At 60.6% G+C, this 24,849-nt stretch carries 25 protein-coding genes and 1 other RNA gene; 4 read left to right on the forward strand and 22 right to left on the reverse strand.

Annotation, left to right across the window (positions count from 1 at the left end):
* Positions 1 to 8: 8 nt before the first annotated feature.
* From AB4O16_RS11320 to rsmI, 15 genes are all read right to left on the reverse strand, one after another.
* Positions 9 to 878 carry a cell division protein FtsQ/DivIB gene (locus AB4O16_RS11320; RefSeq protein WP_160386661.1) on the reverse strand — a complete coding sequence of 290 codons (870 nt, stop codon included), beginning with the start codon at positions 876 to 878 and terminating at the stop codon, positions 9 to 11.
* Positions 879 to 882: 4 nt separating this feature from the next.
* Entirely contained in the window at positions 883 to 1,851 is a 969-nt protein-coding gene (locus tag AB4O16_RS11325; RefSeq protein ID WP_460157743.1) for a D-alanine--D-alanine ligase, read from the reverse strand.
* A complete protein-coding gene (murC, locus tag AB4O16_RS11330; RefSeq protein ID WP_160386665.1) occupies positions 1,848 to 3,308 on the reverse strand; it encodes a UDP-N-acetylmuramate--L-alanine ligase in 1,461 nt (486 codons plus the stop codon). Before murC ends, AB4O16_RS11325 begins: the two co-directional genes overlap by 4 nt.
* The gene (gene murG / locus AB4O16_RS11335) at positions 3,301 to 4,371 is read right to left on the reverse strand and encodes an undecaprenyldiphospho-muramoylpentapeptide beta-N-acetylglucosaminyltransferase (RefSeq protein WP_460157744.1); all 1,071 of its coding nucleotides are present in this window, start codon (positions 4,369 to 4,371) and stop codon (positions 3,301 to 3,303) included. Before murG ends, murC begins: the two co-directional genes overlap by 8 nt.
* Positions 4,361 to 5,578: a putative lipid II flippase FtsW gene (gene ftsW / locus AB4O16_RS11340; protein ID WP_007972603.1), complete on the reverse strand. Its 1,218-nt coding sequence runs from the start codon at positions 5,576 to 5,578 to the stop codon at positions 4,361 to 4,363. Before ftsW ends, murG begins: the two co-directional genes overlap by 11 nt.
* Complete coding sequence (murD, locus tag AB4O16_RS11345) at positions 5,575 to 6,921, reverse strand: UDP-N-acetylmuramoyl-L-alanine--D-glutamate ligase (protein ID WP_460157745.1); 1,347 nt, start codon at positions 6,919 to 6,921, stop codon at positions 5,575 to 5,577. The genes ftsW and murD overlap by 4 nt, the downstream gene beginning before the upstream one ends.
* A gap of 6 nt (positions 6,922 to 6,927) precedes the next feature.
* Complete coding sequence (mraY, locus tag AB4O16_RS11350) at positions 6,928 to 8,010, reverse strand: phospho-N-acetylmuramoyl-pentapeptide-transferase (protein ID WP_160386671.1); 1,083 nt, start codon at positions 8,008 to 8,010, stop codon at positions 6,928 to 6,930.
* Positions 8,010 to 9,377, reverse strand: coding sequence for a UDP-N-acetylmuramoyl-tripeptide--D-alanyl-D-alanine ligase (locus AB4O16_RS11355; RefSeq protein WP_460157746.1), 1,368 nt, complete (start codon positions 9,375 to 9,377; stop codon positions 8,010 to 8,012). Before AB4O16_RS11355 ends, mraY begins: the two co-directional genes overlap by 1 nt.
* Positions 9,370 to 10,833 carry a UDP-N-acetylmuramoyl-L-alanyl-D-glutamate--2,6-diaminopimelate ligase gene (locus tag AB4O16_RS11360; protein WP_460157747.1) on the reverse strand — a complete coding sequence of 488 codons (1,464 nt, stop codon included), beginning with the start codon at positions 10,831 to 10,833 and terminating at the stop codon, positions 9,370 to 9,372. The genes AB4O16_RS11355 and AB4O16_RS11360 overlap by 8 nt, the downstream gene beginning before the upstream one ends.
* The gene (locus AB4O16_RS11365) at positions 10,833 to 12,572 is read right to left on the reverse strand and encodes a peptidoglycan D,D-transpeptidase FtsI family protein (RefSeq protein WP_178120578.1); all 1,740 of its coding nucleotides are present in this window, start codon (positions 12,570 to 12,572) and stop codon (positions 10,833 to 10,835) included. The genes AB4O16_RS11360 and AB4O16_RS11365 overlap by 1 nt, the downstream gene beginning before the upstream one ends.
* Positions 12,572 to 12,865, reverse strand: a complete 294-nt coding sequence (gene ftsL / locus AB4O16_RS11370; protein ID WP_056726225.1) for a cell division protein FtsL — start codon at positions 12,863 to 12,865, stop codon at positions 12,572 to 12,574. Before ftsL ends, AB4O16_RS11365 begins: the two co-directional genes overlap by 1 nt.
* Positions 12,862 to 13,809, reverse strand: a complete 948-nt coding sequence (gene rsmH / locus AB4O16_RS11375; protein ID WP_007972589.1) for a 16S rRNA (cytosine(1402)-N(4))-methyltransferase RsmH — start codon at positions 13,807 to 13,809, stop codon at positions 12,862 to 12,864. Before rsmH ends, ftsL begins: the two co-directional genes overlap by 4 nt.
* On the reverse strand, positions 13,806 to 14,261 hold the full coding sequence (gene mraZ, locus AB4O16_RS11380) for a division/cell wall cluster transcriptional repressor MraZ (protein ID WP_160386678.1): 456 nt from the start codon (positions 14,259 to 14,261) through the stop codon (positions 13,806 to 13,808). Before mraZ ends, rsmH begins: the two co-directional genes overlap by 4 nt.
* A gap of 356 nt (positions 14,262 to 14,617) precedes the next feature.
* Positions 14,618 to 14,970: RNase P RNA component class A (gene rnpB, locus AB4O16_RS11385), an RNA gene on the reverse strand.
* Positions 14,971 to 15,045: 75 nt separating this feature from the next.
* Positions 15,046 to 15,951, reverse strand: coding sequence for a 16S rRNA (cytidine(1402)-2'-O)-methyltransferase (gene rsmI, locus AB4O16_RS11390; RefSeq protein WP_173900780.1), 906 nt, complete (start codon positions 15,949 to 15,951; stop codon positions 15,046 to 15,048).
* A 177-nt stretch (positions 15,952 to 16,128) separates the two neighbouring features.
* Between rsmI and AB4O16_RS11395 the strand changes: the two genes are divergently transcribed.
* The 4 genes from AB4O16_RS11395 (at position 16,129) to AB4O16_RS11410 (ending at position 19,576) form a co-directional block, all read left to right on the forward strand.
* On the forward strand, positions 16,129 to 17,940 hold the full coding sequence (locus AB4O16_RS11395; protein WP_160386680.1) for a penicillin-binding protein activator: 1,812 nt from the start codon (positions 16,129 to 16,131) through the stop codon (positions 17,938 to 17,940).
* The gene (locus tag AB4O16_RS11400; protein WP_460158053.1) at positions 17,940 to 18,302 is read left to right on the forward strand and encodes a YraN family protein; all 363 of its coding nucleotides are present in this window, start codon (positions 17,940 to 17,942) and stop codon (positions 18,300 to 18,302) included. Before AB4O16_RS11395 ends, AB4O16_RS11400 begins: the two co-directional genes overlap by 1 nt.
* Before the next feature lie 105 nt (positions 18,303 to 18,407).
* Positions 18,408 to 19,001: a phosphoheptose isomerase gene (locus AB4O16_RS11405; protein ID WP_028624534.1), complete on the forward strand. Its 594-nt coding sequence runs from the start codon at positions 18,408 to 18,410 to the stop codon at positions 18,999 to 19,001.
* Positions 18,998 to 19,576: a BON domain-containing protein gene (locus AB4O16_RS11410; protein WP_460157748.1), complete on the forward strand. Its 579-nt coding sequence runs from the start codon at positions 18,998 to 19,000 to the stop codon at positions 19,574 to 19,576. Before AB4O16_RS11405 ends, AB4O16_RS11410 begins: the two co-directional genes overlap by 4 nt.
* A 152-nt stretch (positions 19,577 to 19,728) precedes the next feature.
* On the opposite strand, the gene AB4O16_RS11415 is transcribed toward AB4O16_RS11410, so the two are convergent.
* The 7 genes from AB4O16_RS11415 to rplM form a co-directional block, all read right to left on the reverse strand.
* Positions 19,729 to 20,142: a ClpXP protease specificity-enhancing factor gene (locus AB4O16_RS11415; protein ID WP_160390374.1), complete on the reverse strand. Its 414-nt coding sequence runs from the start codon at positions 20,140 to 20,142 to the stop codon at positions 19,729 to 19,731.
* 16 nt (positions 20,143 to 20,158) lie between these two features.
* Positions 20,159 to 20,776: a glutathione S-transferase N-terminal domain-containing protein gene (locus tag AB4O16_RS11420; protein WP_007972581.1), complete on the reverse strand. Its 618-nt coding sequence runs from the start codon at positions 20,774 to 20,776 to the stop codon at positions 20,159 to 20,161.
* 150 nt (positions 20,777 to 20,926) lie between these two features.
* Positions 20,927 to 21,709 (reverse strand): cytochrome c1, encoded by a 783-nt coding sequence (locus tag AB4O16_RS11425; protein WP_160390375.1) that lies wholly within the window; start codon positions 21,707 to 21,709, stop codon positions 20,927 to 20,929.
* Positions 21,709 to 22,920, reverse strand: coding sequence for a cytochrome b (locus AB4O16_RS11430; RefSeq protein ID WP_150727963.1), 1,212 nt, complete (start codon positions 22,918 to 22,920; stop codon positions 21,709 to 21,711). The genes AB4O16_RS11425 and AB4O16_RS11430 overlap by 1 nt, the downstream gene beginning before the upstream one ends.
* On the reverse strand, positions 22,920 to 23,513 hold the full coding sequence (gene petA / locus AB4O16_RS11435; protein ID WP_160390376.1) for a ubiquinol-cytochrome c reductase iron-sulfur subunit: 594 nt from the start codon (positions 23,511 to 23,513) through the stop codon (positions 22,920 to 22,922). The genes AB4O16_RS11430 and petA overlap by 1 nt, the downstream gene beginning before the upstream one ends.
* Before the next feature lie 268 nt (positions 23,514 to 23,781).
* Positions 23,782 to 24,174 (reverse strand): 30S ribosomal protein S9, encoded by a 393-nt coding sequence (gene rpsI / locus AB4O16_RS11440; RefSeq protein ID WP_003228056.1) that lies wholly within the window; start codon positions 24,172 to 24,174, stop codon positions 23,782 to 23,784.
* A gap of 14 nt (positions 24,175 to 24,188) precedes the next feature.
* A complete protein-coding gene (gene rplM, locus AB4O16_RS11445) occupies positions 24,189 to 24,617 on the reverse strand; it encodes a 50S ribosomal protein L13 (protein ID WP_019693576.1) in 429 nt (142 codons plus the stop codon).
* Positions 24,618 to 24,849 lie beyond the last annotated feature (232 nt).

Here is a 24,849-nt window from a genome sequence, read left to right on the forward strand (position 1 = left end):
GCCTCTTCTTAATTCTTCGCGACAGCGGGTTGGGCTGCCGTGGGCGCTACAGGTTCCCGCCAGCCAACAGCGAGGCCGTTGGCGTAGCGCAGATCGATGCGCGCAATGTTCGTAATCTGTTCTTTGAGCGTCTTGTCATAGATGGCGATAAAGCGGCGCATCTTTTCCACCAGGTTGCCGCGGCCAAGCAGCAGTTCGATTCCCGGGCCGGCACTGCCGGGGCCGGTGGTCAGGAACCAGCTGCCGCGTTCGCGCAACTCCAGGCGTGCAATCGAGAAGCCCAGAGGCCGGAGCATCTGACTCAACACCTGGTACTGCTGCATCACCTGCTGCTGGGCCCGTTGTGGGCCGAACAGCTGAGGCAAATGTTCGTAGTTCGCCAGTTCACGCGGGGTGAAGGCCTGGCCCTGGTTGTTCAACAGCGACTCGTCGCCCCAACGGGCCACCGGCAGTTGTTCTTCCAGGCGGATCACCACTTGATCCGGCCATACCCTGCGCACTTCGGCGTGGGCAATCCATGGCATCGTTTCCAGCTCGGTGCGCATGCTCGCCAGGTCGATGGTGAAGAAGCTCGACGCCACGTACGGGGCGATCCGCTGCTGCACCGCTTGCTGGCTGATGTAACTCAAGTCGCCCTGCACGTTGATCTTGGTGATCGGCCGGTCGGCATACGGCAGCAAGCGTGTCGCGCCCTCATAGGTACCGAACCCCAAAGCCACCAGCAGCACCGGCCAGAACAACGCTTTGAGAAAACCGAAGTTGGCTTTCGGCAGGCGCGCGGACATCGGCTCTTTGGCCACCATTCGGCTGGCACCCCGCGGCACCGGCTTGCGGCCGGGCGATGCGGGGGGCTGATGTCTCAGCTGTGCGCCTTGCATGCTCTTAACCTCTTGGCTCTTTATTGCCGGCAACGCTCTCGGCCAGAATGGCCAGGACCAGTTGCTGGAAATCCAGACCGGCAGCACGGGCCGCCATCGGCACCAGGCTGTGATCGGTCATGCCCGGTGCGGTGTTGACTTCCAGGAACCAGAACCGCCCTTCGGCGTCCTGCATCACGTCTGCCCTGCCCCAACCGGCGATACCCAGCGCTTCACAGGCTTTCGCCGTGAGGTCCATGAGTTCCTTTTCCTTGGCGCTGTCCAGACCGCACGGGATGCGGTACTGGGTATCGCTGGCGATGTACTTGGCGTCGTAGTCGTAGAAGCTGTGCGTCGTGCCCAGGGCAATCGGTGGCAACACCTGGTCACGCAGGGTGGCGATGGTGAACTCCGGACCGTGAATCCATTGCTCGACCAACACTTGCGAATCGTAGGTACTGGCCGCTTTCCATGCGTCGATCAATTCGGACGCGGAACTCACTTTGGCCATACCGATACTTGAACCTTCATGGGCCGGTTTGACGATCAAAGGGAAGCCCAGTTCCGTCGCTGCCGAAATACAATCGGCCTCGCTGCCGAGTACCGCGTGACGGGGCGTCGGAATGCCCAGGCTGTGCCAGACCTGCTTGGTGCGCAGCTTGTCCATGGCCAGCGCCGAGGCGAGGATGCCGCTGCCGGTGTACGGAATGCCCAGGCATTCGAGCAGGCCCTGCATGCTGCCGTCTTCACCGCCACGACCGTGGAGGATGATGAAGGCGCGGTCGATCTTTTCATTGAGCAGGCGCTGCAGCAGGTCATCGCCCACGTCGAGGCCGAACGCGTCGACACCGGCGCTTTGCAGTGCATCGAGCACCGCGTTGCCCGACTTCAGGGACACCTCGCGCTCGGCACTCTTGCCGCCGAACAGCACGGCGACGCGGCCGAAGTCTTTCGGCGCGATCGTGGAGACCAGGTTGGCGTAGGCAGCACTCATTTCAACTTCCCCTTCTCCGGCGCGGCAACGGCACCGGCGAACAACTCGCTTTTCAACAGTTTTGGTGCGAGACCGCCGATATCACCGGCGCCCTGGCACAGCAGGATGTCGCCGGCACGCAGCAGCGGCTTGACCACTGGCGCGAGGTCGACACCACGCTCGATGTAGATCGGATCGAGCTGGCCACGCTGACGGATGCTGTTGCACAGCTTGCGGCTGTCGGCGCCCGGAATCGGCTCTTCGCCGGCCGGATAGACTTCCATCAGCAGCAGGACGTTGGCGTCGGCCAGTACATTGACGAAATCGTCGTACAGGTCACGGGTGCGGCTGTAACGGTGTGGCTGGTAGACCATCACCAGGCGGCGCTCCGGCCAGCCGCCGCGTACGGCCTTGATCACGGCCGCGACTTCCGTCGGGTGGTGACCGTAGTCATCCACCAGCATCACATTGCCGCCTTCCACCGGCAGTTCGCCGTAGACCTGGAAGCGTCGGCCGACACCCTGGAATCCGGACAGGCCCTGGACGATGGCTTCATCGCTGACGCCTTCGTCGGTGGCGATGCAGATGGTCGCCAGCGAGTTCAGTACGTTGTGGTTGCCAGGCATGTTCACCGAAACATCCAGCGGCTCGCGGTCTGGGCGCAGCACGGTGAAGAAGGTTTGCATGCCTTGCTGGCGCACGTTGATGGCGCGCACGTCGCAGTCTTCGCCGAAGCCGTAGGTAACGGTCGGACGCTTGACCTGCGGGAGGATTTCACGCACTACCGGGTCGTCCAGGCACACCACCGCCAGACCGTAGAACGGCAGGTTGTGCAGGAACTCGACGAAGGTTTTCTTCAGCTTGTTGAAGTCACCGTCGTAGGTCGCCATGTGATCGGCGTCGATGTTGGTGACCACGGCCACCAGTGGCTGCAAGTGCAGGAAGCTGGCGTCGCTTTCGTCGGCCTCGGCGATCAGGTAGCGGCTGGTGCCGAGCTGGGCATTGGTGCCCGCGGCATTCAGGCGGCCACCGATGACGAACGTCGGGTCCAGGCCACCGGCGGCGAACACCGAAGCGATCAGGCTGGTGGTGGTGGTTTTGCCGTGGGTACCGGCAACGGCGATGCCGTGGCGATAACGCATCAGCTCAGCCAGCATCTCGGCACGCGGCACCACCGGAATACGGCGTTCCAGCGCGGTGGCGACTTCCGGGTTGGACGTGTTCACGGCGCTAGACACCACCAGCACGTCGGCGGCAGCGGCGTTCTCGGCGCGGTGGCCGATGAAAATCTGCGCCCCGAAGGACTCCAGGCGCTCGGTTACCGGTGAAGCCTTCAGGTCGGAGCCGGACACGGCATAACCCAGGTTCAGCAATACTTCGGCGATCCCGCACATGCCCACGCCGCCGATACCGACGAAGTGGATGCGACGGATGCGGCGCATTTCCGGTTGCGGCATGGCTTTCTGACTCTCAACCATGGGCCACCTCCAGGCAGCTATCGACGACGTTGCGGGTGGCATCGGGTTTGGCCAGGCGGCGTGCCGCGGTAGCCATTTCGTTGAGTCGTTGTGGTTGCATCAGGACCTCTGTCAGGCGAGCGGCAAGATCCGCTGCGCCGGTCGTTCTTTGCGGCATCAGGAAGGCTGCACCTTCACGGGCCAAATATTCGGCGTTGCGGGTCTGGTGATCATCGATGGCATGGGGCAAAGGCACCAGCATCGAGGGCAGACCGGCGGCGGCCAGTTCACTGATGGTCAGCGCGCCTGCGCGACACACCACCAGGTCGGCCCAGCCGTAGGCTTGGGCCATGTCTTTGATGAAGGGCTGCACCTGCGCCTCGACGCCAGCCGCGCGATAGCGCTCTGCAGTCACTTCATCGTGGTTTTTGCCGGACTGATGGAACACCTCCGGACGCAAGTCGGCAGCGACTTGCGACAGGGCTTCAGGCAGCAATTTGTTCAACGGCTCTGCGCCCAGGCTTCCGCCCAGGATCAGCAAACGCGCCTTGCGACCGGCCAAGGCAGGTCGCGATGTCTCGAGGAACAGCTCAGTGCGCACCGGATTACCAGTGGTCCGGCGGCTGTCCGACAGGGTAAAGGTGTCGGGGAACGCTTCACAGACTCGGGCGGCCAACGGCACCAGCAACCGATTGGCGGTACCAGCCACGGCGTTCTGTTCGTGAACGATCACCGGTACGCCGGCCAGCTTGGCCGCGACGCCGCCAGGGCCGGTCACAAAACCACCAAAACCCACGACGCAGACCGGTCGCAGACGGCGAATGATCGCCCGCGCCTGCCAGACCGACTTGAACAACATGAACGGAGCCTTGAGCAATGACAGCTTGCCCTTGCCGCGCAGACCGCTGGCGTTGATCCGATGCAGTTCGATACCGGCCGCCGGCACCAGATCGTTCTCGATCCCACGCGGAGTGCCGAGCCAGTGCACGGTATAGCCGCGCGCCTGGAATTCGCGGGCACAGGCCAGCGCCGGGAACACGTGGCCACCGGTACCGCCAGCCATGATCATCACGTTAGCGCCCATGGTGCGGCTCCTCGGCGAAGTCGCTCTCATGGAACTCCATCTCTTCGCTGCCCAGGTGGGTTCGACTTTCCCACTCGATGCGCAGCAACAAGCCGAGACAGGCACAGCAGATCACCAACGAACTACCCCCGTAACTGAGGAACGGCAGGGTCAGACCCTTGGTCGGCAGCAGACCGACGTTTACACCGATGTTGATCAGGAACTGGCCGATCCACAGGAACGACAGACCGTATGCCACATAAGCCGCAAAGAACTGCTTGGCCTTCTCGGCCCACAAACCGATGTACATGCCGCGAATACACACGAAGACGAACAGTGCCACGGTGCACAACGAACCCACCGCGCCCAGCTCCTCGGCCAGCACCGAGAACACGAAGTCCGTGTGGGCTTCCGGCAGGTAGAACTGTTTCTGCACGCTGTTGCCCAGGCCGACGCCCAGCCATTCGCCGCGACCGAAAGCGATCAATGCCTGGGACAACTGATAGCCGGCACCGAACTGGTCGGCCCACGGGTCGGCAAAGTTGGTCAGACGCGCCATTCGATACGGCTGCATCTGAATCAACAGCACCACCGCGCCGACGGCCAGTACCACCATCAGGGAAAATCGGAACAGCCCGACGCCGCCAAGGAACAGCATCGCCGCCGCGGCCCCCATCATCACGACGGTGGCACCGAAGTCCGGTTCCATCAGCAGCAGGCCGGCCATGGGCAGCAGCACGATGAACGGCTTGAAAAAGCCCATCCAGCTTTCACGCACTTCTTTCTGGCGGCGTACCAGATAACCGGCGAGGTAGATCACCACGAACACCTTGGCGATCTCGGAAGGCTGAACGTTGAAGAAACTGAAGCCGATCCAGCGCATCGAGCCGTTAACCTCACGGCCGATCCCCGGAATGATCACCATCACCAGCAAGCCGAACGCCCCCAGCAGCATCAGCCAGCCCAGGCGTTGCCAGGTGGCGATCGGGATCATCATGGTGACGATGCAGGCACCCAGGCCCAGCACCACGTAAATAAGGTGGCGAATCATGTAATACAGAGCGCTGCCGGACTGCACAGCCGCCACTTCGGTCGATGCCGAGGCGATCATGATCAGGCCGAGGCCGAGCAACGTCAGGCAACCGGCGAGCATCGGGAAGTCGAGGTCGATCCCGCGTCCGGTGATGAGCGGCGATGGATATGGCTTGATGATGCCTTTGAGACTCATGCCAGATCCTCCACGGCTTGGACGAACTGGTGACCACGGTCTTCGTAGTTCTTGAACATGTCGAAACTGGCGCAGGCCGGCGACAACAGCACCACGTCGCCCGGCTGGGCGACAGCGCGGCATTGCTCGACGGCTTCGACCAGGGAACCGGCGCGGATCAGCGGCACTGCTTCACCGATGGTCTCGCCGATCTTGTCGGAGTCGCGGCCCATCAGGATCACGGCGCGGCAGTTGGCCGCCACCGGATCGCGCAGGTCCTTGAAATCGGCACCCTTGCCGTCACCGCCGGCGATCAGCACGACCTTGCCTTCGATGTCCGCGCCCAAGCCTTCGATGGCCGCCAGCGCGGCACCCACGTTGGTGGCTTTGGAATCGTTGTAGTAGCCCACGCCGTCGAGATCGCGGACCCATTGGCAGCGATGCTCGAGACCGGCGAAGGTGCGCAGGCTCGACAGCATGGCGTCGAACGGCAGGCCGACTGCATGACCCAGGGCCAAGGCCGCCAGGGCGTTGGACTGGTTGTGGGCACCACGAATCTTCAATTCGCGCACCGGCATCAGGTCCTGGAATTCGAAGGCCAGGTATTTCTCGCCGCCTTCTTCACGGATACCGAAGGCTTTGAAATCCGGTTTGGTCAGGCCGAAGGTCCAGCACGGCTGGCCCTCGCCCATCAGTGGACGGCTCAGGGCGTCCTGACGGTTGACCACGAACTGCTTCGCTCCACGGAAGATCCGGTGCTTGGCCAGGTGGTAGGCCGGCAGACCGCTGTAGCGATCCATGTGGTCTTCGCTGATGTTGAGCACGGTCGCCACTTCAGCGTTGAGCTGGTCTGTGGTTTCCAGCTGGAAGCTCGACAACTCCATCACGTACAACTCGATGTCATCGTTCAGCAAGTCCAGCGCCGGCGTGCCGAGGTTGCCGCCGACGGCCACACGCTTGCCTGCCGCCACCGCCATTTCACCGACCAGCGTGGTCACGGTGCTTTTCGCGTTGGAACCGCTGATGGCCACGATCGGCGCCTTCGCGTTACGCGCGAACAGCTCGATGTCGCCGGACAATTTCACGCCACGGGCGGCGGCCGCCTGCAGGGCCGGTGTCGCCAGCGCCAGGCCGGGGCTCACGTAGAGCTCGTCGGCACGGCAGAGGAATTCGACGTCCAGCTCGCCACAACGCACTTCCACGTGCGGATAGTCACGCTTGAGCGTGGCCAGTTCCGGTGGGTTTTCCCGCGTATCGGCCACTGCAAACGCCACGCCCCGGTTCGCCAGGAAGCGAACCAGGGACATGCCGCTCTTGCCGAGGCCGACAACGATGCGGAAGTGGTCAGAAGCGATCAGAGACACGAGTTTCTACCTCAGCTTCAGGGTGGCAAGGCCAACCAGCACGAGAATCACGGTGATGATCCAGAAACGGACGATCACGCGCGGCTCGGGCCAGCCCTTGAGTTCAAAGTGGTGGTGGATAGGCGCCATGCGGAATACGCGGCGACCGGTCAGCTTAAAGGAGGCAACCTGAATGACCACTGACAGGGTTTCCATCACGAACACGCCGCCCATGATGAACAGGACGATTTCCTGACGAACGATCACCGCGATGGTGCCCAGGGCCGCGCCCAGCGCCAGTGCGCCGACGTCACCCATGAACACTTGTGCCGGATAGGTGTTGAACCAGAGGAAGCCCAGGCCTGCTCCGATCAGCGCGCCGCAGAACACGATCAACTCACCGGCGCCCGGTACATAAGGAATCAGCAGGTATTCGGCGAATTTAATGTTACCCGACAGGTAGCAGAAGATCCCCAGGCCACCACCGACCATCACGGTCGGCATGATCGCCAGGCCGTCGAGGCCGTCGGTCAGGTTGACCGCGTTGCTCGAACCGACGATCACGAAGTAGGTCAGCACGATGAAGCCTGCGCCCAGCGGAATGCTGTAGTCCTTGAGCATCGGCAGGATCAGGGTGGTTTCCACCGGCGTCGCGGCGGTCATATAAAGGAAGATCGCTGCGCCGAGGCCGAATACCGATTGCCAGAAATACTTCCAGCGGCTCGGCAAGCCACGGGAGTTCTTCTCGATGACCTTGCGGTAGTCGTCGACCCAGCCGATGGCGCCGAACAGCAGGGTCACCAGCAGTACGACCCAGACGTAACGGTTGGTCAGGTCAGCCCACAGCAGGGTGCTGACACCGATGGACGACAGAATCAGCGCGCCGCCCATGGTCGGGGTTCCCGACTTGGACAGGTGCGACTGCGGGCCGTCGTTGCGAACGGACTGGCCGATCTGACGGTTCTGCAAGGTGCGGATCATCCACGGGCCATAGCACAGCGACAAGACCAGCGCGGTCAGCACACCGAGAATCCCCCGCAGGGTCAGGTACTGGAAGACCGCGAAGCCTTTGTAGAACTGTTGCAGATACTCCGCTAGCAGCAGCAGCATTAATGTTTCTCCAGGCTGGACCCGCACAAGGCGGCGACGACGTTTTCCATCGCAGCGCTGCGCGACCCCTTGATCAAAATGGTGGTGTTTGTGTCTTGCTCGGCGCCCAGGGCCTTGATCAGTTCAGCCTGCGTGCTGAAGTGAAAAGCCTGTGGACCGAATGCGTTCACGGCGTGGGCCATCATTGGCCCGACGGCGTACAGCGCAGAAACCTTGCCGCGGGCGTACTCGCCCACGTCGCGGTGCCCCTGCTCCGCCCATTCGCCCAACTCGCCGATATCCCCGAGCACCAGGACGGTGCGACCGGCAAAGCCGGCCAGTATATCAACGGCAGCGCACATCGAGGTGGGGTTGGCGTTGTAAGTGTCATCGATCACGCGCATGCCATTGCTGGCCAGCTGCGCAACGGTGCGACCCTTGACCGGTTGCACCGCGCCAAGGCCGGTGGCGATGCCAAACAGCGACACGCCCAGGGCATGGGCGGCAGCGGCGGCAGCCATGGCGTTGGCGACGTTATGGGTGCCGAGCAGGTTCAGTTGAACGCGCTCCACACCTTCAGGGCTGTGCAGATTGAACGCCGGGCAGCCACGAGCATCGGTGGCCAGGTCACTGGCGTAGAAGTCGGCGCTGGAGTTGCTCAGCGCAAACGTCAGCACCTTGCGATCACCGGCGCGCGTCTTCCAGATGCCGAATGCCTTGTCGTCGAGATTGAGAACGGCGACGCCATCGGCATCCAGCCCTTCAATGATCTCGCCCTTGGCTTCGACGATTTTGTCCGGCCCGCCGAACTCGCCGACGTGAGCGGTCCCGGCATTGTTGAGAATGGCCACGTGGGGTTTGGTCATTGCCACGGTGTAGGCAATTTCACCGAGTCGCGAGGCACCCAGTTCGATCACCGCGGCGGTGTGTTCCGGCGCCAGTTCGAGCAAGGTCAGCGGCACGCCGAGATCGTTGTTCAGGTTGCCACGGGTCGCCAGCACGGCACCGCGCGTACGCAGGATGCTCGCAAGCATTTCCTTGACCGTGGTCTTGCCGCTGGAGCCGGTCACGGCGGCAACGGGCTGGGTGAACGCAGCACGGTTGAGCGCGCCCAACTGCCCCAATGCCTGACGGGCGTCGCTGACCAACAACTGCGGCAGCGTGCTGTCAGCGACTTCTCGCTCGACCAGCGCGGCCACGGCGCCCTTGGCCGCCACGTCATTGAGATAGTCATGACCGTCAAAACGCGGACCGGTCAGGGCAATAAACAGTTGGCCCGACTTGATTGCACGGCTGTCGATGCTGACGCCGTCGAAGCAGGCATCAGTCGAAACCAGGCGTGCATTCAGCGCACCGGTCAGTTCGCTCAGTTGCAAGGCCTTAAGCATGGGCCACCTCCCACGCGGTCAAGGCATGATCGGCCTCGACCAGATCGGAGAAGGCATGGCGCTCGCCGTTGATTTCCTGATAGTCCTCGTGACCTTTACCGGCCAGGACGATCACGTCATCCACCGAGGCACTGGCGATCAGCCGGGCAATCGCCTGACCGCGACCGGCAACGAACGCCACTTTATCCACAGCCGTGAAACCGGCGCGGATGTCATCGAAAATCACCGATGGATCTTCGGTACGCGGGTTGTCATCGGTCACCAGCACGCCATCGGCCAGGCGCTCGACCACTTCGGCCATCAACGGACGCTTGCCGCGATCGCGATCACCGCCACAGCCGAACAGGCACAACAACCGGCCCTTGGCGTGCGGACGCAAGGCCAGCAGGACTTTTTCCAGGGCATCCGGGGTGTGGGCGTAATCGACCACCACCAGCGGCTGCGAACCTCCGCCCAGACGCTGCATGCGTCCGGCAGGGCCTTCGAGTTTGGGCAGTACCTTGAGGATTTCGTCCAGTGCGTAGTCCAGACCCAGCAATGCACCCACCGCTGCCAACACGTTGCTCAGGTTGAAACGACCGAGCAGAGTGCTGCGCAAGTGGTGCTCGCCCTGCGGCGTGACCAGCGTGGCGCGCACGCCTTCGTCGTCGAACTGCGCCTGGCGGCAATACAGATAGGCACTGGAATCTTCCAGGCTGTAGGTAATCAGCCGCGACTCGCGCTTGTCGGCAGCCAATTGCCGGCCAAATTCGTCGTCGAGGTTGACCACGCGGCATTTCAAATCATTCCAGGCAAACAGCCTGGCCTTGGCTTCGCCGTAGGCCTGCATGGTGCCGTGGTAATCCAGGTGATCGCGGGACAGGTTGGTCATCACGGCCACATCGAAGGCCAGTGCCGTCACACGGCCCTGGTCCAGGCCATGGGAGGAAACCTCCATCGCCACGGCTTTGGCCCCGGCCTTTTTCAGATCTGCCAGGGTCGCCTGCACGGCAATCGGATTCGGCGTGGTATGCAGGCCGCTTTGCAGCGCACCATGGAAACCGGAACCGAGTGTGCCAACCAGGCCACAGTGCTGGCCGAGCAGGTCCAGGGCCTGGGCGACCAATTGAGTCACGCTGGTCTTGCCGTTGGTGCCGGTCACACCCACCAGGTTCAGGTGATGGCTCGGTTCGCCATAAAAACGCCCGGCGATATCCGACAGCTGGGCCGCCAGCCCTTTGACCGGAATCAGCGGCACTTCCGTGATCGGCAGCACAGTGGCGCCTTCCACTTCATAGGCGACGGCAGCAGCGCCACGCGCAAGCGCGTCGGCGATGTGCGCGCGACCATCGAACTTCCCGCCCGGCACGGCGAGGAACAGGTCACCCGCACGCACATTGCGGCTGTCCAGGGCGAGCTCGCGAATCAGCAGATCGTGGCCGGCGTGAGGGAAAATCTTGTTCAGGCTCAGAGACATCAGCCGCGCCCTCCATTGGCTTTCAGCGGAACGACCGGTGTTGCGTTCGCTTGTTGAGTAGGTGGCAGGTTGTCTGGCGTGACGTTCATCAGGCGCAGGGTGCCCGACATCACGCGACTGAACACCGGCGCGGAAACCAGGCCACCGAAGTAACCGGCCTTGGTCGGCTCGTCGATAACGACCACGATGGCGTAGCGCGGATCGCTCATCGGGCCGAAACCGGCGAACAGCGAGCGATAGGAGTTCTCCGCGTAGCCCTTGGTGCCAACCGAAGTTTTACGTGCAGTACCCGACTTGCCGCCCACGTGATATGCCGGCACCTGCGCACGGAACACACCGCGCGGCGCCTCGATCACTTGCTGCAGCATGGTTTGCATGGTTTTCGCGACCGCCTCCGGCAACACCTGAGTGGTTTGCGGCGCCTTGTCGGTCTTGATCAGGGTCAGCGGTGCGAGGCGACCGTTGTTGGCCAGGGCCGAGAAGGCGTGGACCAACTGGATCGCGGTCACGGAAACACCGTAGCCGTAGGACAGCGTGGCGGTTTCTGCCTTGCGCCATTCGCGGTAGTTCGGCAGATTGCCGACGCGCTCGCCCGGGAAGCCCAGGCCGGTGTCCTGGCCGAGGCCGACCTTCTGCGCCAGACGGAAAATGGTCTCGCCGCCGATATCGAACGCGACCTTGCTCATGCCGACGTTACTGGAATTGATCAGGATGCCGGTCAGGTCGAGCACCGGACCTTCGGACTTGGATACGTCCTTGATGGTGTACTTGCCAATCTGCAAGGTGCCCGGATACACCTCGACGGTATCGCTCGGTTTCCAGCGGCCGGTTTCGATGGCCGCGCTCATCGAGATCGCTTTCATGGTCGAGCCTGGCTCGAACACGTCGATCATCGCGCGGTTACGCATCATCGCCGGCTGCAGGTTGCGGCGGTTGTTCGGGTTGTAGGTCGGCTGGTTGACCATCGCGAGAATCTCGCCGGTCTTCACGTCCATGATCACCAGGCTGCCGGCCTTGGCGCCGTTCTCGATGATCGCGTTACGCAGTTCGCGGTTGGCCAGGTATTGCAGGCGCAGGTCAATGGACAACGCCAAGGGCTTGCCGGCCTTGGCGTTTTTGGTGACCTGGACATCCTTGATCAACCGGCCGCGCCGGTCCTTGATGACTTGTCGTTTACCCGGCACCCCGGCCAGCCATTCGTCATAGGCCAGCTCGATACCTTCCTTGCCATGGTCATCGATGTCGGTAAAGCCGACCATGTGCGCGGTCACTTCACCGGCCGGATAGAAACGGCGGAACTCTTCGATGCCATAGACGCCAGGCACTTTCAAATCGAGCACCGCCTGGCCCTGCTCAGGCGTCAGCCCGCGCACCAGGTAAATGAATTCTTTATTGGCTTGCGCTTCAAGGCGCTCGGCCAAGGCTTTAGGGTCTTGCCCCAGGGCTGCCGCCAGTGCCGGCCACTTCTCTTTGGCCGTTTGCATTTCCTTGGCGTTGGCCCAAAGGGTGGTGACCGGAGTACTCACGGCCAAAGGCTCGCCGTTACGGTCGGTGATCAGGCCACGGTGAGCCGGAATTGGAATATGACGAACACTGCGAGCATCGCCCTGGCCTTTAAGGAAGGCACGGTCGACCACTTGCAAATCGATGATGCGCCAGGCAATCGCGGCCACCATGATGCCGAGCAAACCCAGCACCACGCGGAACCGCCAAGGAAAGAGTGCACCTTCGAGTTTCATCATGGCGCCACCATCTTCACGTCAGCGGCACCAGGGATGTGCATTTTCAGTTGTTCGGTGGCCAGCACTTCGATACGGCTGTGGGCGGTCCAGGTGCTCTGTTCCAGAATCAACCGGCCCCACTCGGCTTGCGCCTTGTCGCGCACGCTCAATTCGTTGTACAGCGAATTCAATAGCTGACGGTTCCAGTGGGCGCTGTAAGACACGCCGATGGCCGACACGAGCACGCCGACAAACAGCAGCAGCATGAAAAAGCTTCCGCCGGGCAATGGCTTGGCGAAAAGCCTGCTCACCGCAGCTTCTCCGCCACACGCATGACAGCGCTACGGGAACGTGGGTTGGCTTTGAGTTCGGCGTCGGAGGCCGTCTGCGCTTTGCCATGGACTTTGATTTTCGGTTCGAAAGCGACGTGCCGAACCGGCAGGTTGCGCGGCAGGTTGTCGGCTTCGCCTTTCACCAGCTTGCGCATGAACAGTTTGACGATGCGGTCTTCCAGCGAATGGAAGCTGATCACCACCAGGCGGCCGCCCACTTCCAGGCACTCCAGCGCGGCTTCGAGGCCGGTCTCCAGATCACCCAGTTCGTTGTTGACGTGAATACGCAAGCCCTGGAACGCGCGGGTTGCCGGGTTCTTGCCCTTTTCCCACGCCGGGTTGGCGACCTTCAGGACTTCCGCCAGGTCACCGGTGCGCTCGAATGGCTTGATGTCGCGGCGCTCGGCCACGGCACGGGCCATGCGACCGGAAAAACGCTCTTCGCCGTATTCCTTGAAAACACGGGCGATTTCTTCCACGGGAGCAGTGTTGACGAACTCAGCTGCGCTGATGCCACGGGACGGGTCCATGCGCATGTCCAGCGGGCCATCGTTGAGGAAGCTGAAGCCGCGCTCAGGGTCGTCGAGCTGTGGCGAGGACACGCCAAGATCCAGCAGCACGCCGCTGACCTTGCCGGCCAGACCGCGCTCGGCGACTTCCGAACCGAGCTCGGCAAAGCTGCGCTGCACAACGACAAAGCGGCCGTCTTCGGCCGCTAGCGTCTGCCCGGTGGCAATCGCTTGTGGATCTTTGTCGAACCCGAGCAAGCGACCATCGGGACCGAGCTGGCTGAGGATCAACCGGCTGTGTCCGCCGCGCCCGAACGTACCGTCCAGATAGCAGCCATCAGGACGTACGGCGAGAGCCTCGACGGCTTCGTCAAGCAGTACGGTGATGTGGTTAAAGCCGCTATCAATAGTCACAGGATCAAATCACGCAGTTCTTCAGGCATGGCGCCCGGTTGTTGAATAGCAGCCAGGTCAGCGGCAGAAACCGCGCTCCAGGCATCCTCGTCCCACAATTGGAACTTGTTCAGTTGGCCTACCAACATCGCGCGCTTATCCAACTTGGCATATTCACGAAGACGCGGCGGAACCAGAAAACGACCACTGCCATCGAGCTCGAGGTCGACGGCATTACCAATCAGCAAACGTTGCAGGCGGCGGTTCTCTTCGCGAAGCGAAGGCAGTGCGCGCAGTTTGGTTTCAATAATTTCCCACTCATCGAGGGGGTAAACACATAAACAAGGATCAACGGCATCAATTGTCACGATCAATTGACCGGAACTGCGCGAATCGAGCTCGTCACGGTACCGGCTCGGCATGGCGAGACGGCCCTTTGCATCGAGACTGATAGCGTTAGCTCCGCGAAACACGTCAGCGTTTCTCCAAATTCTAGCGTTTTGAGCTCAAAAAACCCACTTCATGCCACTTTCCGCCACTTGTGCACACTATAGGAATGCGCCCACCACACCGTCAAGGCGCGGATTAAAGGAAAAGCCTTACAGAACTGAGATTTAGGAGCATTAACGGAGAGGTAACGAGAAACCGGCAGATGAAACTGCCCGATAACTTGAATCAGCACAGGAGGCTGCGTTCGGAAGTTAAAGTAATTTATTAAGAGTAAGATTTTTTTGGTATTACAAAAGAGGTTCTGCGGGTGAATGTGTAAGGAGGGAAATTGCTATCACTCTACCCCTTGCTCAAGGATTTAAGCAGAGGGGAGAAAAAGGTGGAGAGTCGATCTGTAAGCCGGGTTCTGTCTTGAACAGTCATTCGTCTACGATGGCCATCACTGGACATCTTTAGCAACCTACCCGGTCCCAGCGCGGGCCACGCCTTGGGACCCTATTTGGTCTTGCTCCAAGTGGGGTTTACCTAGCCACGAACTGTTGCCAGACGTGCGGTGCGCTCTTACCGCACCTTTTCACCCTTACCGGCGCCGAAGCGCTTAGGCGGTTATTTTCTGTGGCACTTTCCGTAGGCTCACGCCTCCCAGGCATTACCTGGCACTTCGCCCTATGGAGCCCGGACTTTCCTCCCCCCCTAATTTTCATAGAGGGCAGCGACTGTCCGATCGACTCTCCGCCGCGAAGGTTACCGGCAGAGCGCCCGAAGAACAAGCGCCAAACGCCTATCAGCACACCTGCGCGTCGGGTTTTACTCGCCCTTCTGTTTATCCAGCGCGATCTGGTACAGCACATTCTTGCGTTCACCGGTGATTTGCGCCGCCAAAGCAGCCGCGCGCTTGAGCGGCATTTCTTCGAGCAGCAGGTTGAGGATGCGCATTGCCTCGCTGCTGACGGCGCCTTCCTCCTCCGGTGCAGACCAGCCCGCGACCAATACCACGCACTCGCCGCGCTGCTGGTTGCTGTCCGACTCGACGAACTCGCGCAGCTCGGCCAGCGGCAACCCCTTGAGGGTTTCAAAGGTCTTGGTCAGCTCGCGGGCAAGCAGCGCCGGGCGCTCGGGACCGAACACCAGCTCCATGTCTTGCAGGCACTCCAGAATGCGATGCGGAGCCTCATAGAAGATCAATGTACGAGGCTCTTCCTTGACCTGTTCAAGACGCGCACGCCGCCCCACCGCCTTGGCCGGCAGAAAACCCTCAAAAATGAAACGGTCGGAAGGCAGCCCCGCCGCCGACAACGCTGCAATCAATGCGCAAGCACCCGGAACCGGTACCACATTGATGCCCGCCGCCCGTGCCTGCCGCACCAGGTGATAGCCCGGATCGGAAATCAGCGGCGTCCCGGCGTCGGAGATCAACGCCACATTGTCACCGGCAAGCAGACGCGTGATAAAGCGACTACCTTCATCCCGTTCGTTGTGCTCATGGCAGGCCGCCAACGGCGTCGAAATACCGAAGTGCTGCATCAAGCGCTGGGAATGGCGGGTGTCTTCCGCGGCGATCAAGGCCACTTCACGCAGAATCTTCAGCGCCCGCGCACTGATGTCATCCAGGTTGCCGATGGGCGTCGCCACCACATAAAGCGAGCCAGCAGCGGAATTCAAAGCACCTGGAGCAGTCAAAGCGCACACCTCATGATCGGTAAAAGTTGCCATTGTAGCGCGTAGCGAGGCTCACGATACGTGCGCGCACTGGCGGTTTCGGCGACCGTTTGTGCACTGGCGCAACATTTACACCAGCTAAATTGATCGATTCACGCCAGTAACATCGCGCCCCGGCCAGTGCTTGGGTACAATTCCACGCTAATTTGATCGAGTATCAGGAACGCTTACATGATCGCTTGCCTGCGGCTGTTATCTGCCCTCTGCCTCGCTGCCTTGCTGGCGGCTTGCGCCAGCTCGCCCTCCTCCAGCCTTGGCGAACTTCCACGGACACCGGACGCCAGTATCGAGCAGTTGCTCGAGAAGGCCGCCCAAAGCAAATCGCCGGAAGATGCTGCCCTGCTGCGACTGAGTGCCGCCGACCTGGCCTATCGCCAGGGCAATGCCGGCCAGTCCGCGCAAATCCTGCAGCAGGTCCCTGTCGAGCAGCTCAAGCCGGGGCAACAGGTTTTCGCCAACACCCTGGCAGCCGAACTGGCCATGACCCGCAACCAGCCCAAGGCAGCATTGACCGCCTTGAGCCATCCGAGCATGCAACGCTTGAGCGAGCTGCCCGTAGAGCAACAGGTCCGCACCGGCACCGTTCACGCCCGCGCCCTGGAAGCCGATGGCCAGACCCTCGCCGCCGCCCGCGAGCGCATATTCATTGCACCGATGCTCAAAGGTGAAGCCGCGAGCAAAAACCACGAAGCCATCTGGACCCTGATTGCTTCGCTGCCAATCGAGCAGTTGCAACCGAATACCACCGACGATCTCGGCGGCTGGATGGCCCTGGCCCTGGCCGTGAAATCTGCCGGCACCCTGGAGCAGCAACAGGCCGCCATCGACAACTGGCGCGCGCAGAACCCGAAACACCCGGCCGCCGTTCAATTGCCGCAGCCACTGACCCAACTCAAGGAACTGGCCAGCCAGCCCCTGAGCAAGATCGCCCTGCTGCTGCCTCAGGACGGCCAACTGGCCTCGGTTGGCAAGGCGCTGCGTGACGGCTTCATGGCCGCTCACTACCAGGCACAACAGGCCGGGCAGAAACCGCCCGCCATCGAGTTTTATGACAGCTCGCGCCTGACCTCCATGGACGAGTTCTACCGCAAGGCCCAGGCCGATGGCGTGCAACTGGTCGTCGGCCCGCTGGAGAAGCCGCTGGTCAAACAGCTGAGCACTCGCCCGCAACTGCCGATCACCACCCTGGCACTGAACTACAGCGAAGGCGATCAAGGCCCTGCGCAGTTGTTCCAGTTCGGTCTTGCCGCTGAAGACGAAGCCCGCGAAGTATCGCGCCGCGCCCGCGCTGACGGCCTGCATCGCGCCGCCATCATGGTGCCGAAAGGTGAATGGGGTGACCGCGTGCTCAAGGCGTTCAGCCAGGACTGGCAAGCCAATGGCGGCACCGTGGTTGCCACCGAGCGTGTCGACCAGCCGGTCCAGTTGGCCCAGCAGATTGCCGACATGTTCCAGCTGCGCCAGAGCGAAGGTCGCGCCAAGAGCCTGCAAAGCACCGTTGGCTCGCAGGTAGCTGCGCAGCCGTCGCGCCGCCAGGACATCGAATTCATCTTCCTCGCCGCAACGCCGCAACAGGCCCAGCAGATCAAACCGACCCTGAACTTCCAGTACGCAGGCGATGTGCCGGTCTACGCCACCTCCCACGTGTTCAGCGCCAGCGGCGACATCAACCAGTACAACGACATGAACGGCATTCGTTTCTGCGAAACGCCATGGTTGCTGGACTCCAATGACCCGCTACGCCGCCAGGTGACCGCCCAGTGGCCGCAAGCCGCCGGCAGCCTGGGTCGCCTGTATGCCATGGGCGTAGACGCCTATCGACTGGCACCACGCCTGGGCCAGCTCAAGTCTCTGCCGGACAGCCGCATCGACGGTGAATCGGGCAGCCTCGGCATGACCCAGAGCCAGCGGGTGGTGCGCCAGCTGCCTTGGGCCCAGTTCACCAATGGTCAGATCCAGCGTCTGCCGGACACCGCTCGCTGATGCCCGACAGGTCACGCCGGCAAAGCGGTATCGATGCCGAGCGCCATGCGCTCGAGCATCTTCAACAACAGGGTATGCGCCTGCTGGCGCAGAACTGGTTGTGTAAACGCGGCGAGCTTGATCTGGTCATGCTAGATGGCGATACAGTAGTATTCGTTGAAGTCCGCTACAGAAAAAACACTCAATGGGGTGGTGCGCTCGATAGCATCGATGAGCGCAAACGGCAAAAACTGATTTTCGCCGCGCAGTATTTTCTTCAATGCGAGTCGCGCTGGGCCAATTCCCCTTGCCGCTTCGACGTGATTGCCATCGACAGCCACCTCGATCAGTTGAACTGGCTACAGAACGCCTTCGACGGCTGATCGCCGGCATTGCGAACCAGACACTATCACCCAACACTTTTGCTCTTTGCTTTGCGGGCTGCACATTTCATGTGCCGGACAGCCGCGCTAATTAAGGTCACACAGATGGACATGCAATCCCGAATTCGCCAGCTTTTTCAGGCCAGTATCGACACCAAGCAACAGGCGATGGAAGTACTTGCACCGCACATCGAGCAAGCCAGCCAGGTCATGGTCAATGCCCTGCTCAACGAAGGCAAAATGCTTTCCTGCGGCAACGGCGGCTCTGCCGGCGACGCCCAGCACTTCTCGTCCGAGCTGCTCAACCGCTTTGAGCGCGAGCGCCCGAGCCTGCCGGCCATCGCCCTGACGACCGACAGCTCGACGATCACCTCGATCGCCAACGACTACAGCTACAACGAAATCTTCTCCAAGCAGATCCGCGCACTCGGCCAGCCGGGCGATGTGCTGCTGGCTATCTCCACCAGCGGCAACTCGGCCAACATAATTCAAGCGATCCAGGCCGCACATGATCGCGAAATGATTGTCGTAGCAATGACGGGTCGTGATGGCGGCGGCATGGCGTCGCTGCTGTTGCCCGAGGACGTCGAGATTCGCGTACCGGCCAACGTCACCGCTCGTATTCAAGAAGTCCACCTGCTGGCGATCCATTGCCTTTGCGACTTGATCGACAGCCAACTGTTCGGGAGTGAAGAATGACCCCTAATCGCCTTGGCCTACTGGCCTTGACCCTGTGCCTCGGCATCAGCGGCTGCACCTCGGTGGTGAACGCCAGCCGTGAGGCGCCGATCGATGACGACCGCGGTACTCGCACACTGGGCAGCAAGATCGACGATTCTCTGATCGACACCAAGGTCGGCGTGAACATTGCCAAGGCCGACCCGGCCCCGGACAAGGATTCGCACATCGTCGTCACCAGCTTCAACGGTGTCGTGCTGCTTGCCGGGCAAACGCCACGCGCAGACCTCAAGGCCAAGGCCGAACAGGCCGCCGCAGCGGTCCAGCGCGTCAAGCAAGTGCACAACGAACTGCAAGTCCTGCCGCCTTCCAGCTTCCTGGCCCGCCAGAACGACACCTGGCTGACCTCCAAGATCAAGACCCAGATGCTCGCCGACGCGAACATCCCCGGCTCGCGCATCAAGGTCGTCACTGAAAACGGCATCGTCTACTTGCTGGGCCTGCTGACCAAGCAGGAAGCTGCGCAAGCGACCAATTTGGTGCAAGGCGTTTCCGGTGTGCAGAAGATCGTGAAGTTGTTTGAGTACATCGACTGACGCTCTTCCCCGCACCGATGGCGATGGCACCTCCGGGACCACCCGCCCTGCAGGAGCCGGCTTGCCGGCGATGGCGATCTTGAGGGTGCCATCGCCGGCAAGCCGGCTCCTACAGCAATAAAAAAGGCGATCCTTGCGGATCGCCTTTTTTATTACTTCACCACTTTCAGGCTGGGCCGACCGCTAGGACGCGGCGGCTCACTGTCCGGGGGCGGAAGATCGTCATCCGGCTCGATCTCTTCGTCCTCGCCCATCGGCGATTCCAGATCAAACACCATGCCTTGGCCGTTCTCCCGGGCGTAGATACCCAGGATCGACGCAACAGGCACGTACAAGGTGTGCGGCACGCCACCAAAGCGCCCCTCGAAACTGACCGCCTCGTTATCCATGTGCAAATGGCGCACGGCTTGCGGCGAAACGTTCAGAACGATCTGCCCGTCGCTGGCAAAGCCTTGAGGCACCTGCACCGACGGATACTCGGAATTGACCAGCATGTGCGGGGTGCAATCGTTGTCCACAATCCACTCGTAGAGCGCGCGGACCAGATAAGGTCGACTGGAGTTCATAGCGGCTCCTTAAGCCTTAGCGCATGTCGCGTTCGACACCAGACAGACTCGCCTGGAATGCCTCACGCGCAAACTGGCGCTCCATGTAATCAAGCAGCGGCTTGGCTGGCCGCGGCAGTTCTATACCCAGAATCGGCAAACGCCAGAGTATTGGCAATAGGCAGCAGTCCACCAGACTTTGTTCCTCGCTGAGGAAAAACGGCTTGTCGGCGAACAGTGGCGACACACCCGTCAGGCTTTCGCGCAGTTCTTTGCGGGCAACGGCACGGGCTGCTTCCTTGGTCCGCGAATCCAGAATCAGATCCACCAGACCACACCAGTCCCGCTGAATGCGGTGTATCAGCAGGCGACTGTTGGCACGCGCCACGGGATAAACCGGCAGTAGCGGCGGGTGCGGGTAACGCTCATCCAGATATTCCATCACCACAGTCGACTCCCACAACGCCAGGTCGCGGTCGACCAGGGTGGGCAAGCTGCCGTAAGGGTTCACCTCAATCAGTTTAGGCGGCTGGCGTCCAGCTTCCACGTAAATGATCTCGGCGCTGACACCCTTCTCTGCCAGTACGATGCGCACTCGGTGGGAATAGTGGTCGGCGGGGTCGGAGTAACAGGCCAACCGATTGGTCACGCCCATGGCGATCCTCCTCGCTTGTAGAAATTATCGAAAGCTCAAAAACGAGCGCGCCCAGAGGGCGCCTCCCGCAGCGACTGGATCACCAGTTTCGCTACATCTTCAGAGGCGCCCTTGGGCGCGCGCGATTAACAGCAATAGCTTGAAGCTTTATCAGTGCACGTCTTTCCAGTATTCGCGCTTGAGCAGGTAAGCAAATACGAAGAAGAACGCCAGGTACAACAATACGTATGTACCGATGCGCTGATGTTGCAGCTTAACCGGGTTAGCCGAGTAAGCCAGGAAGGTTACCAGATTCTTGACCTTCTCATCGAACTGCTCTTCGGTCAGGGCACCGCTTTTCGGCACGATGGTCAGTTGATCACATGCTTCATGAGTCAATGGCGTGCCGGTCAGCGGATCGTATTGCTTCTTGCCGTCTTCGACGATCTGCACCTGCTTGCAACCAACCACCTGGCGACCTTGCAGGCCGGCCAGGACGTTAGGCATACCCACGTTCGGGAAAACCTTGTTGTTCACACCCCAGGGGCGCGACGGATCTTCGTAGAACGATTTCAGATAGCCATAGAGCCAGTCGGTACCACGAACGCGGGCAACCAGGGTCAGGTCCGGCGGGGCCGCGCCAAACCAGGTCTTGGCGTCCGCCGGCTGCATGCCGATGCTCATGTGGTCGCCGATCTTGGCGCCGGTGAATACCAGTTTCTCCAGCATCAACTCATGGGGAATGCCCAGGTCGTCGGCAACACGCTCATAGCGTTGGAACTTGGCACTGTGGCAACCCATGCAGTAGTTGGCGAACGTACGTGCGCCGTCCTGCATGGCAGCTTTATCGGAAACGTCGATGTCGACTTTTTCAAGCTCGGGGCCACCGTGTTCAGCTGCGAAAGCGAACACCGGCAGCGCAGCAAGCATCAAAACAGCAAATAGTTTTTTCATCAGCCAGTCACCCTTTCCGGAACCGGTTTGGTCTTCTCGAGCCTGGTGTAGAACGGCATCAGAATGAAGTAGGCGAAGTACAGGAAAGTACATACCTGCGACAGCAACGTACGGCCAGGGGTTGGAGCCAATACGCCCAGCACGCCCAGGATCACGAACGAGATGCAGAACACCCAGAGCCAGATCTTGCTCAGCCAGCCCTTGTAGCGCATCGACTTGACCGGACTACGGTCCAGCCATGGCAGGACGAACAGCACAGCAATGGCCGCGCCCATGGCGATAACACCCAGGAGCTTGTCCGGAATCGCACGCAAGATCGCGTAGAACGGGGTGAAGTACCAGACCGGAGCGATGTGCTCTGGGGTCTTGAAGGCGTTCGCCACTTCAAAGTTAGGCTTCTCGAGGAAGTAGCCGCCCATTTCCGGGAAGAAGAACACGATCGAACAGAAGATGAACAGGAACACCACCACGCCGACGATATCTTTCACGGTGTAGTACGGGTGGAAGGCAATGCCGTCCAGCGGTATGCCGTTTTCGTCCTTGTGCTTCTTGATGTCCACGCCGTCCGGGTTGTTCGAGCCCACTTCATGCAACGCCAGGATGTGCAGCACCACCAGACCCAGGATAACGATCGGCAGGGCAACCACGTGCAAGGCGAAGAAGCGGTTCAGGGTAATGCCGGAAATCAGGTAGTCACCACGAATCCACTGGGTCAGGTCGTTGCCGATGACCGGGATCGCACCGAACAGCGAGATGATCACCTGGGCACCCCAGTAGGACATCTGGCCCCACGGCAGCAGGTAACCCATGAAGGCTTCGGCCATCAGCGCCAGGTAGATCAGCATGCCGAAGACCCACACCAGTTCGCGCGGCTTCTGGTACGAACCGTAGAGCAAGCCACGGAACATGTGCAGATAGACCACGATGAAGAACGCCGAAGCGCCGGTGGAGTGCAGCAGACGCAGGATCGAGCCGTACTCGACGTCGCGCATGATGTATTCGACGGAAGCAAACGCCTCTTCCGCCGACGGGTTGTAGCTCATGGTCAGCCAGACGCCGGTAACGATCTGGTTGACCAGAACGAGCAGCGCCAGGGAGCCAAAGAAGTAGAAGAAGTTGAAGTTCTTCGGAGCGTAATACTTGCTGAGATGGTCTTCCCACATCTTGGTCGCGGGAAAGCGTGCATCAACCCAATCCATGAACTTGCTCATCACGCTTTCTCCGTATCGACGCCAATGATAATGATCTCATCGGTCTCATAGGAATGCGGGGGAACTGGCAGGTTCAAAGGCGCAGGTTGCGACTTGTAGACGCGGCCAGCCAGATCGTAGTGAGAACCGTGGCAAGGGCAGAAATAACCGCCTACCCAGTCTTTACCCAAATCCGCAGGTGCCACTTCAGGACGGAAGGTCGGCGAGCAACCCAGGTGCGTGCAGATACCGATCAGCAGCAGGACCTCAGGCTTGATCGAACGGGTTTCGGGATCAACGTAAGTCGGTTGTGTCGAGCTCTTGGAGTCCGGGTCAGCGAGCTGGCCCTCGATCTTCTTCAGGTTCCCCAGGATTTCCGGTGTACGGCGGACGATGAACACCGGTTGGCCGCGCCATTCAGCAATCATCTGCTGGCCTGGCTCGACTTTACTGACATTCACTTTCACCGGTGCACCTGCGGCTTTCGCCTTGGCACTGGGAAACCATGACCCCACGAACGGGACCGCAGCCCCCACCGCTCCTGCAGCACCCACCACGGATGTGGCTGCTACCAAGAAGCGACGCCGGCCTGTATTCACGCCGTCATTGCTCATTCAGTCCTCTCCCATCAGCTTTGTGGCCTGTTAAATCAGGCATCTACTAAGTAAAACTATGTACTTATAAAAATTTTGCCGAATGGTAATGAAAAGCCCCAATTCTGACAAGGTAATTACCGGAGCCCATCACCCCCAAGCCTTGTAGTATAGGGCGTCTGCGGATGTGGCAAGTTGTCACAGCGCAATTCTTTGATAAATCGCAGACATAAAAAAACGCCCAGCTCCGTGAGGAAACTGGGCGTTCTTTTTTGAACGTGAAAGCGAATTAACGCTTCGAGTACTGCGGACGCTTACGCGCTTTACGCAGACCGACTTTCTTACGTTCAACTTCACGAGCATCGCGGGTTACGAAGCCGGCTTTACGCAGGGCGCTGCGCAGAGTCTCGTCGTAGTCCATCAGAGCACGAGTGATGCCGTGGCGGATTGCGCCAGCCTGACCACTCACACCACCGCCGATCACGGTGACGTAGATGTCGAACTTCTCGACAGTCTCAGTCAATTCCAGCGGCTGACGAACTACCATGCGGGCAGTTTCGCGGCCGAAGAAATTATCCAGCGAACGGTTGTTGATGGAGATGTTACCAGTACCCGGACGCAGGAAAACGCGTGCGGTTGCGGTCTTGCGACGGCCAGTGCCGTAATTTTGAGTCGCCGACATAATGTACTATTCCGTTAAAACTTCAGTTCTTGGGGCTGCTGAGCAGTATGTGGGTGTGCAGCGCCCGCATAGACTTTCAGCTTACGGTACATGTCGCGACCCAGCGGGTTCTTAGGCAGCATGCCTTTTACCGCGGTCTCGATCACGCGCTCAGGGGCCTTGGCGATCAGCTTTTCAAAGTTGATCGACTTGATGCCGCCCGGGAAACCGGAGTGGGAGTAGTAGATTTTGTCAGTGGTTTTAGCACCGGTAACACGGATCTGCTCAGCGTTGATTACGACGATGTAGTCGCCGGTGTCAACGTGAGGAGTGTACTCAGGCTTGTGCTTGCCACGCAGACGGCTCGCGATTTCGGTGGCCAGACGACCCAGGGTCTGACCAGCAGCGTCGACGACAAACCAGTCGCGCTTTACTGTTTCCGGTTTAGCAGTAAAAGTCTTCATTCTTTATAGCCTCAGGGGCCGCCCTGTAAATTAGACGGCGGATCTTACTGAATAGTGCGTACTTTGACAAGTCAAAGGCAGCCGGATACAGACGCTTTCGGGGGCTCGGGTCGGCGCGTCCGTTCAACGGCAAGATTCTTCGGCGGCGGCGCATCACTTCCACTGCAGAAAGAGGTGCGCAATTATGCAGATTGCGAAAAATAATTCAACCTGCTTTTATGATTGTTTTGCC

The sequence above is a fragment of the Pseudomonas sp. S2_H10 genome, assembly GCF_054668285.1.

What these genes read in the sequence shown, in the direction of transcription:
- AB4O16_RS11320 (WP_160386661.1), bottom strand. Translation starts at nt 878, where the DNA reads ATGCAAGGCGCACAGCTGAGACATCAGCCCCCCGCATCGCCCGGCCGC.
- AB4O16_RS11325 (WP_460157743.1), bottom strand. Translation starts at nt 1,851, where the DNA reads ATGAGTGCTGCCTACGCCAACCTGGTCTCCACGATCGCGCCGAAAGAC.
- murC (WP_160386665.1), bottom strand. Translation starts at nt 3,308, where the DNA reads ATGGTTGAGAGTCAGAAAGCCATGCCGCAACCGGAAATGCGCCGCATC.
- murG (WP_460157744.1), bottom strand. Translation starts at nt 4,371, where the DNA reads ATGGGCGCTAACGTGATGATCATGGCTGGCGGTACCGGTGGCCACGTG.
- ftsW (WP_007972603.1), bottom strand. Translation starts at nt 5,578, where the DNA reads ATGAGTCTCAAAGGCATCATCAAGCCATATCCATCGCCGCTCATCACC.
- mraY (WP_160386671.1), bottom strand. Translation starts at nt 8,010, where the DNA reads ATGCTGCTGCTGCTAGCGGAGTATCTGCAACAGTTCTACAAAGGCTTC.
- AB4O16_RS11355 (WP_460157746.1), bottom strand. Translation starts at nt 9,377, where the DNA reads ATGCTTAAGGCCTTGCAACTGAGCGAACTGACCGGTGCGCTGAATGCA.
- AB4O16_RS11360 (WP_460157747.1), bottom strand. Translation starts at nt 10,833, where the DNA reads ATGTCTCTGAGCCTGAACAAGATTTTCCCTCACGCCGGCCACGATCTG.
- AB4O16_RS11365 (WP_178120578.1), bottom strand. Translation starts at nt 12,572, where the DNA reads ATGAAACTCGAAGGTGCACTCTTTCCTTGGCGGTTCCGCGTGGTGCTG.
- rsmI (WP_173900780.1), bottom strand. Translation starts at nt 15,951, where the DNA reads ATGGCAACTTTTACCGATCATGAGGTGTGCGCTTTGACTGCTCCAGGT.
- AB4O16_RS11395 (WP_160386680.1), top strand. Translation starts at nt 16,129, where the DNA reads ATGATCGCTTGCCTGCGGCTGTTATCTGCCCTCTGCCTCGCTGCCTTG.
- AB4O16_RS11400 (WP_460158053.1), top strand. Translation starts at nt 17,940, where the DNA reads ATGCCCGACAGGTCACGCCGGCAAAGCGGTATCGATGCCGAGCGCCAT.
- AB4O16_RS11405 (WP_028624534.1), top strand. Translation starts at nt 18,408, where the DNA reads ATGGACATGCAATCCCGAATTCGCCAGCTTTTTCAGGCCAGTATCGAC.
- AB4O16_RS11410 (WP_460157748.1), top strand. Translation starts at nt 18,998, where the DNA reads ATGACCCCTAATCGCCTTGGCCTACTGGCCTTGACCCTGTGCCTCGGC.
- AB4O16_RS11415 (WP_160390374.1), bottom strand. Translation starts at nt 20,142, where the DNA reads ATGAACTCCAGTCGACCTTATCTGGTCCGCGCGCTCTACGAGTGGATT.
- AB4O16_RS11420 (WP_007972581.1), bottom strand. Translation starts at nt 20,776, where the DNA reads ATGGGCGTGACCAATCGGTTGGCCTGTTACTCCGACCCCGCCGACCAC.
- AB4O16_RS11425 (WP_160390375.1), bottom strand. Translation starts at nt 21,709, where the DNA reads ATGAAAAAACTATTTGCTGTTTTGATGCTTGCTGCGCTGCCGGTGTTC.
- AB4O16_RS11430 (WP_150727963.1), bottom strand. Translation starts at nt 22,920, where the DNA reads ATGAGCAAGTTCATGGATTGGGTTGATGCACGCTTTCCCGCGACCAAG.
- petA (WP_160390376.1), bottom strand. Translation starts at nt 23,513, where the DNA reads ATGAGCAATGACGGCGTGAATACAGGCCGGCGTCGCTTCTTGGTAGCA.
- rpsI (WP_003228056.1), bottom strand. Translation starts at nt 24,174, where the DNA reads ATGTCGGCGACTCAAAATTACGGCACTGGCCGTCGCAAGACCGCAACC.
- rplM (WP_019693576.1), bottom strand. Translation starts at nt 24,617, where the DNA reads ATGAAGACTTTTACTGCTAAACCGGAAACAGTAAAGCGCGACTGGTTT.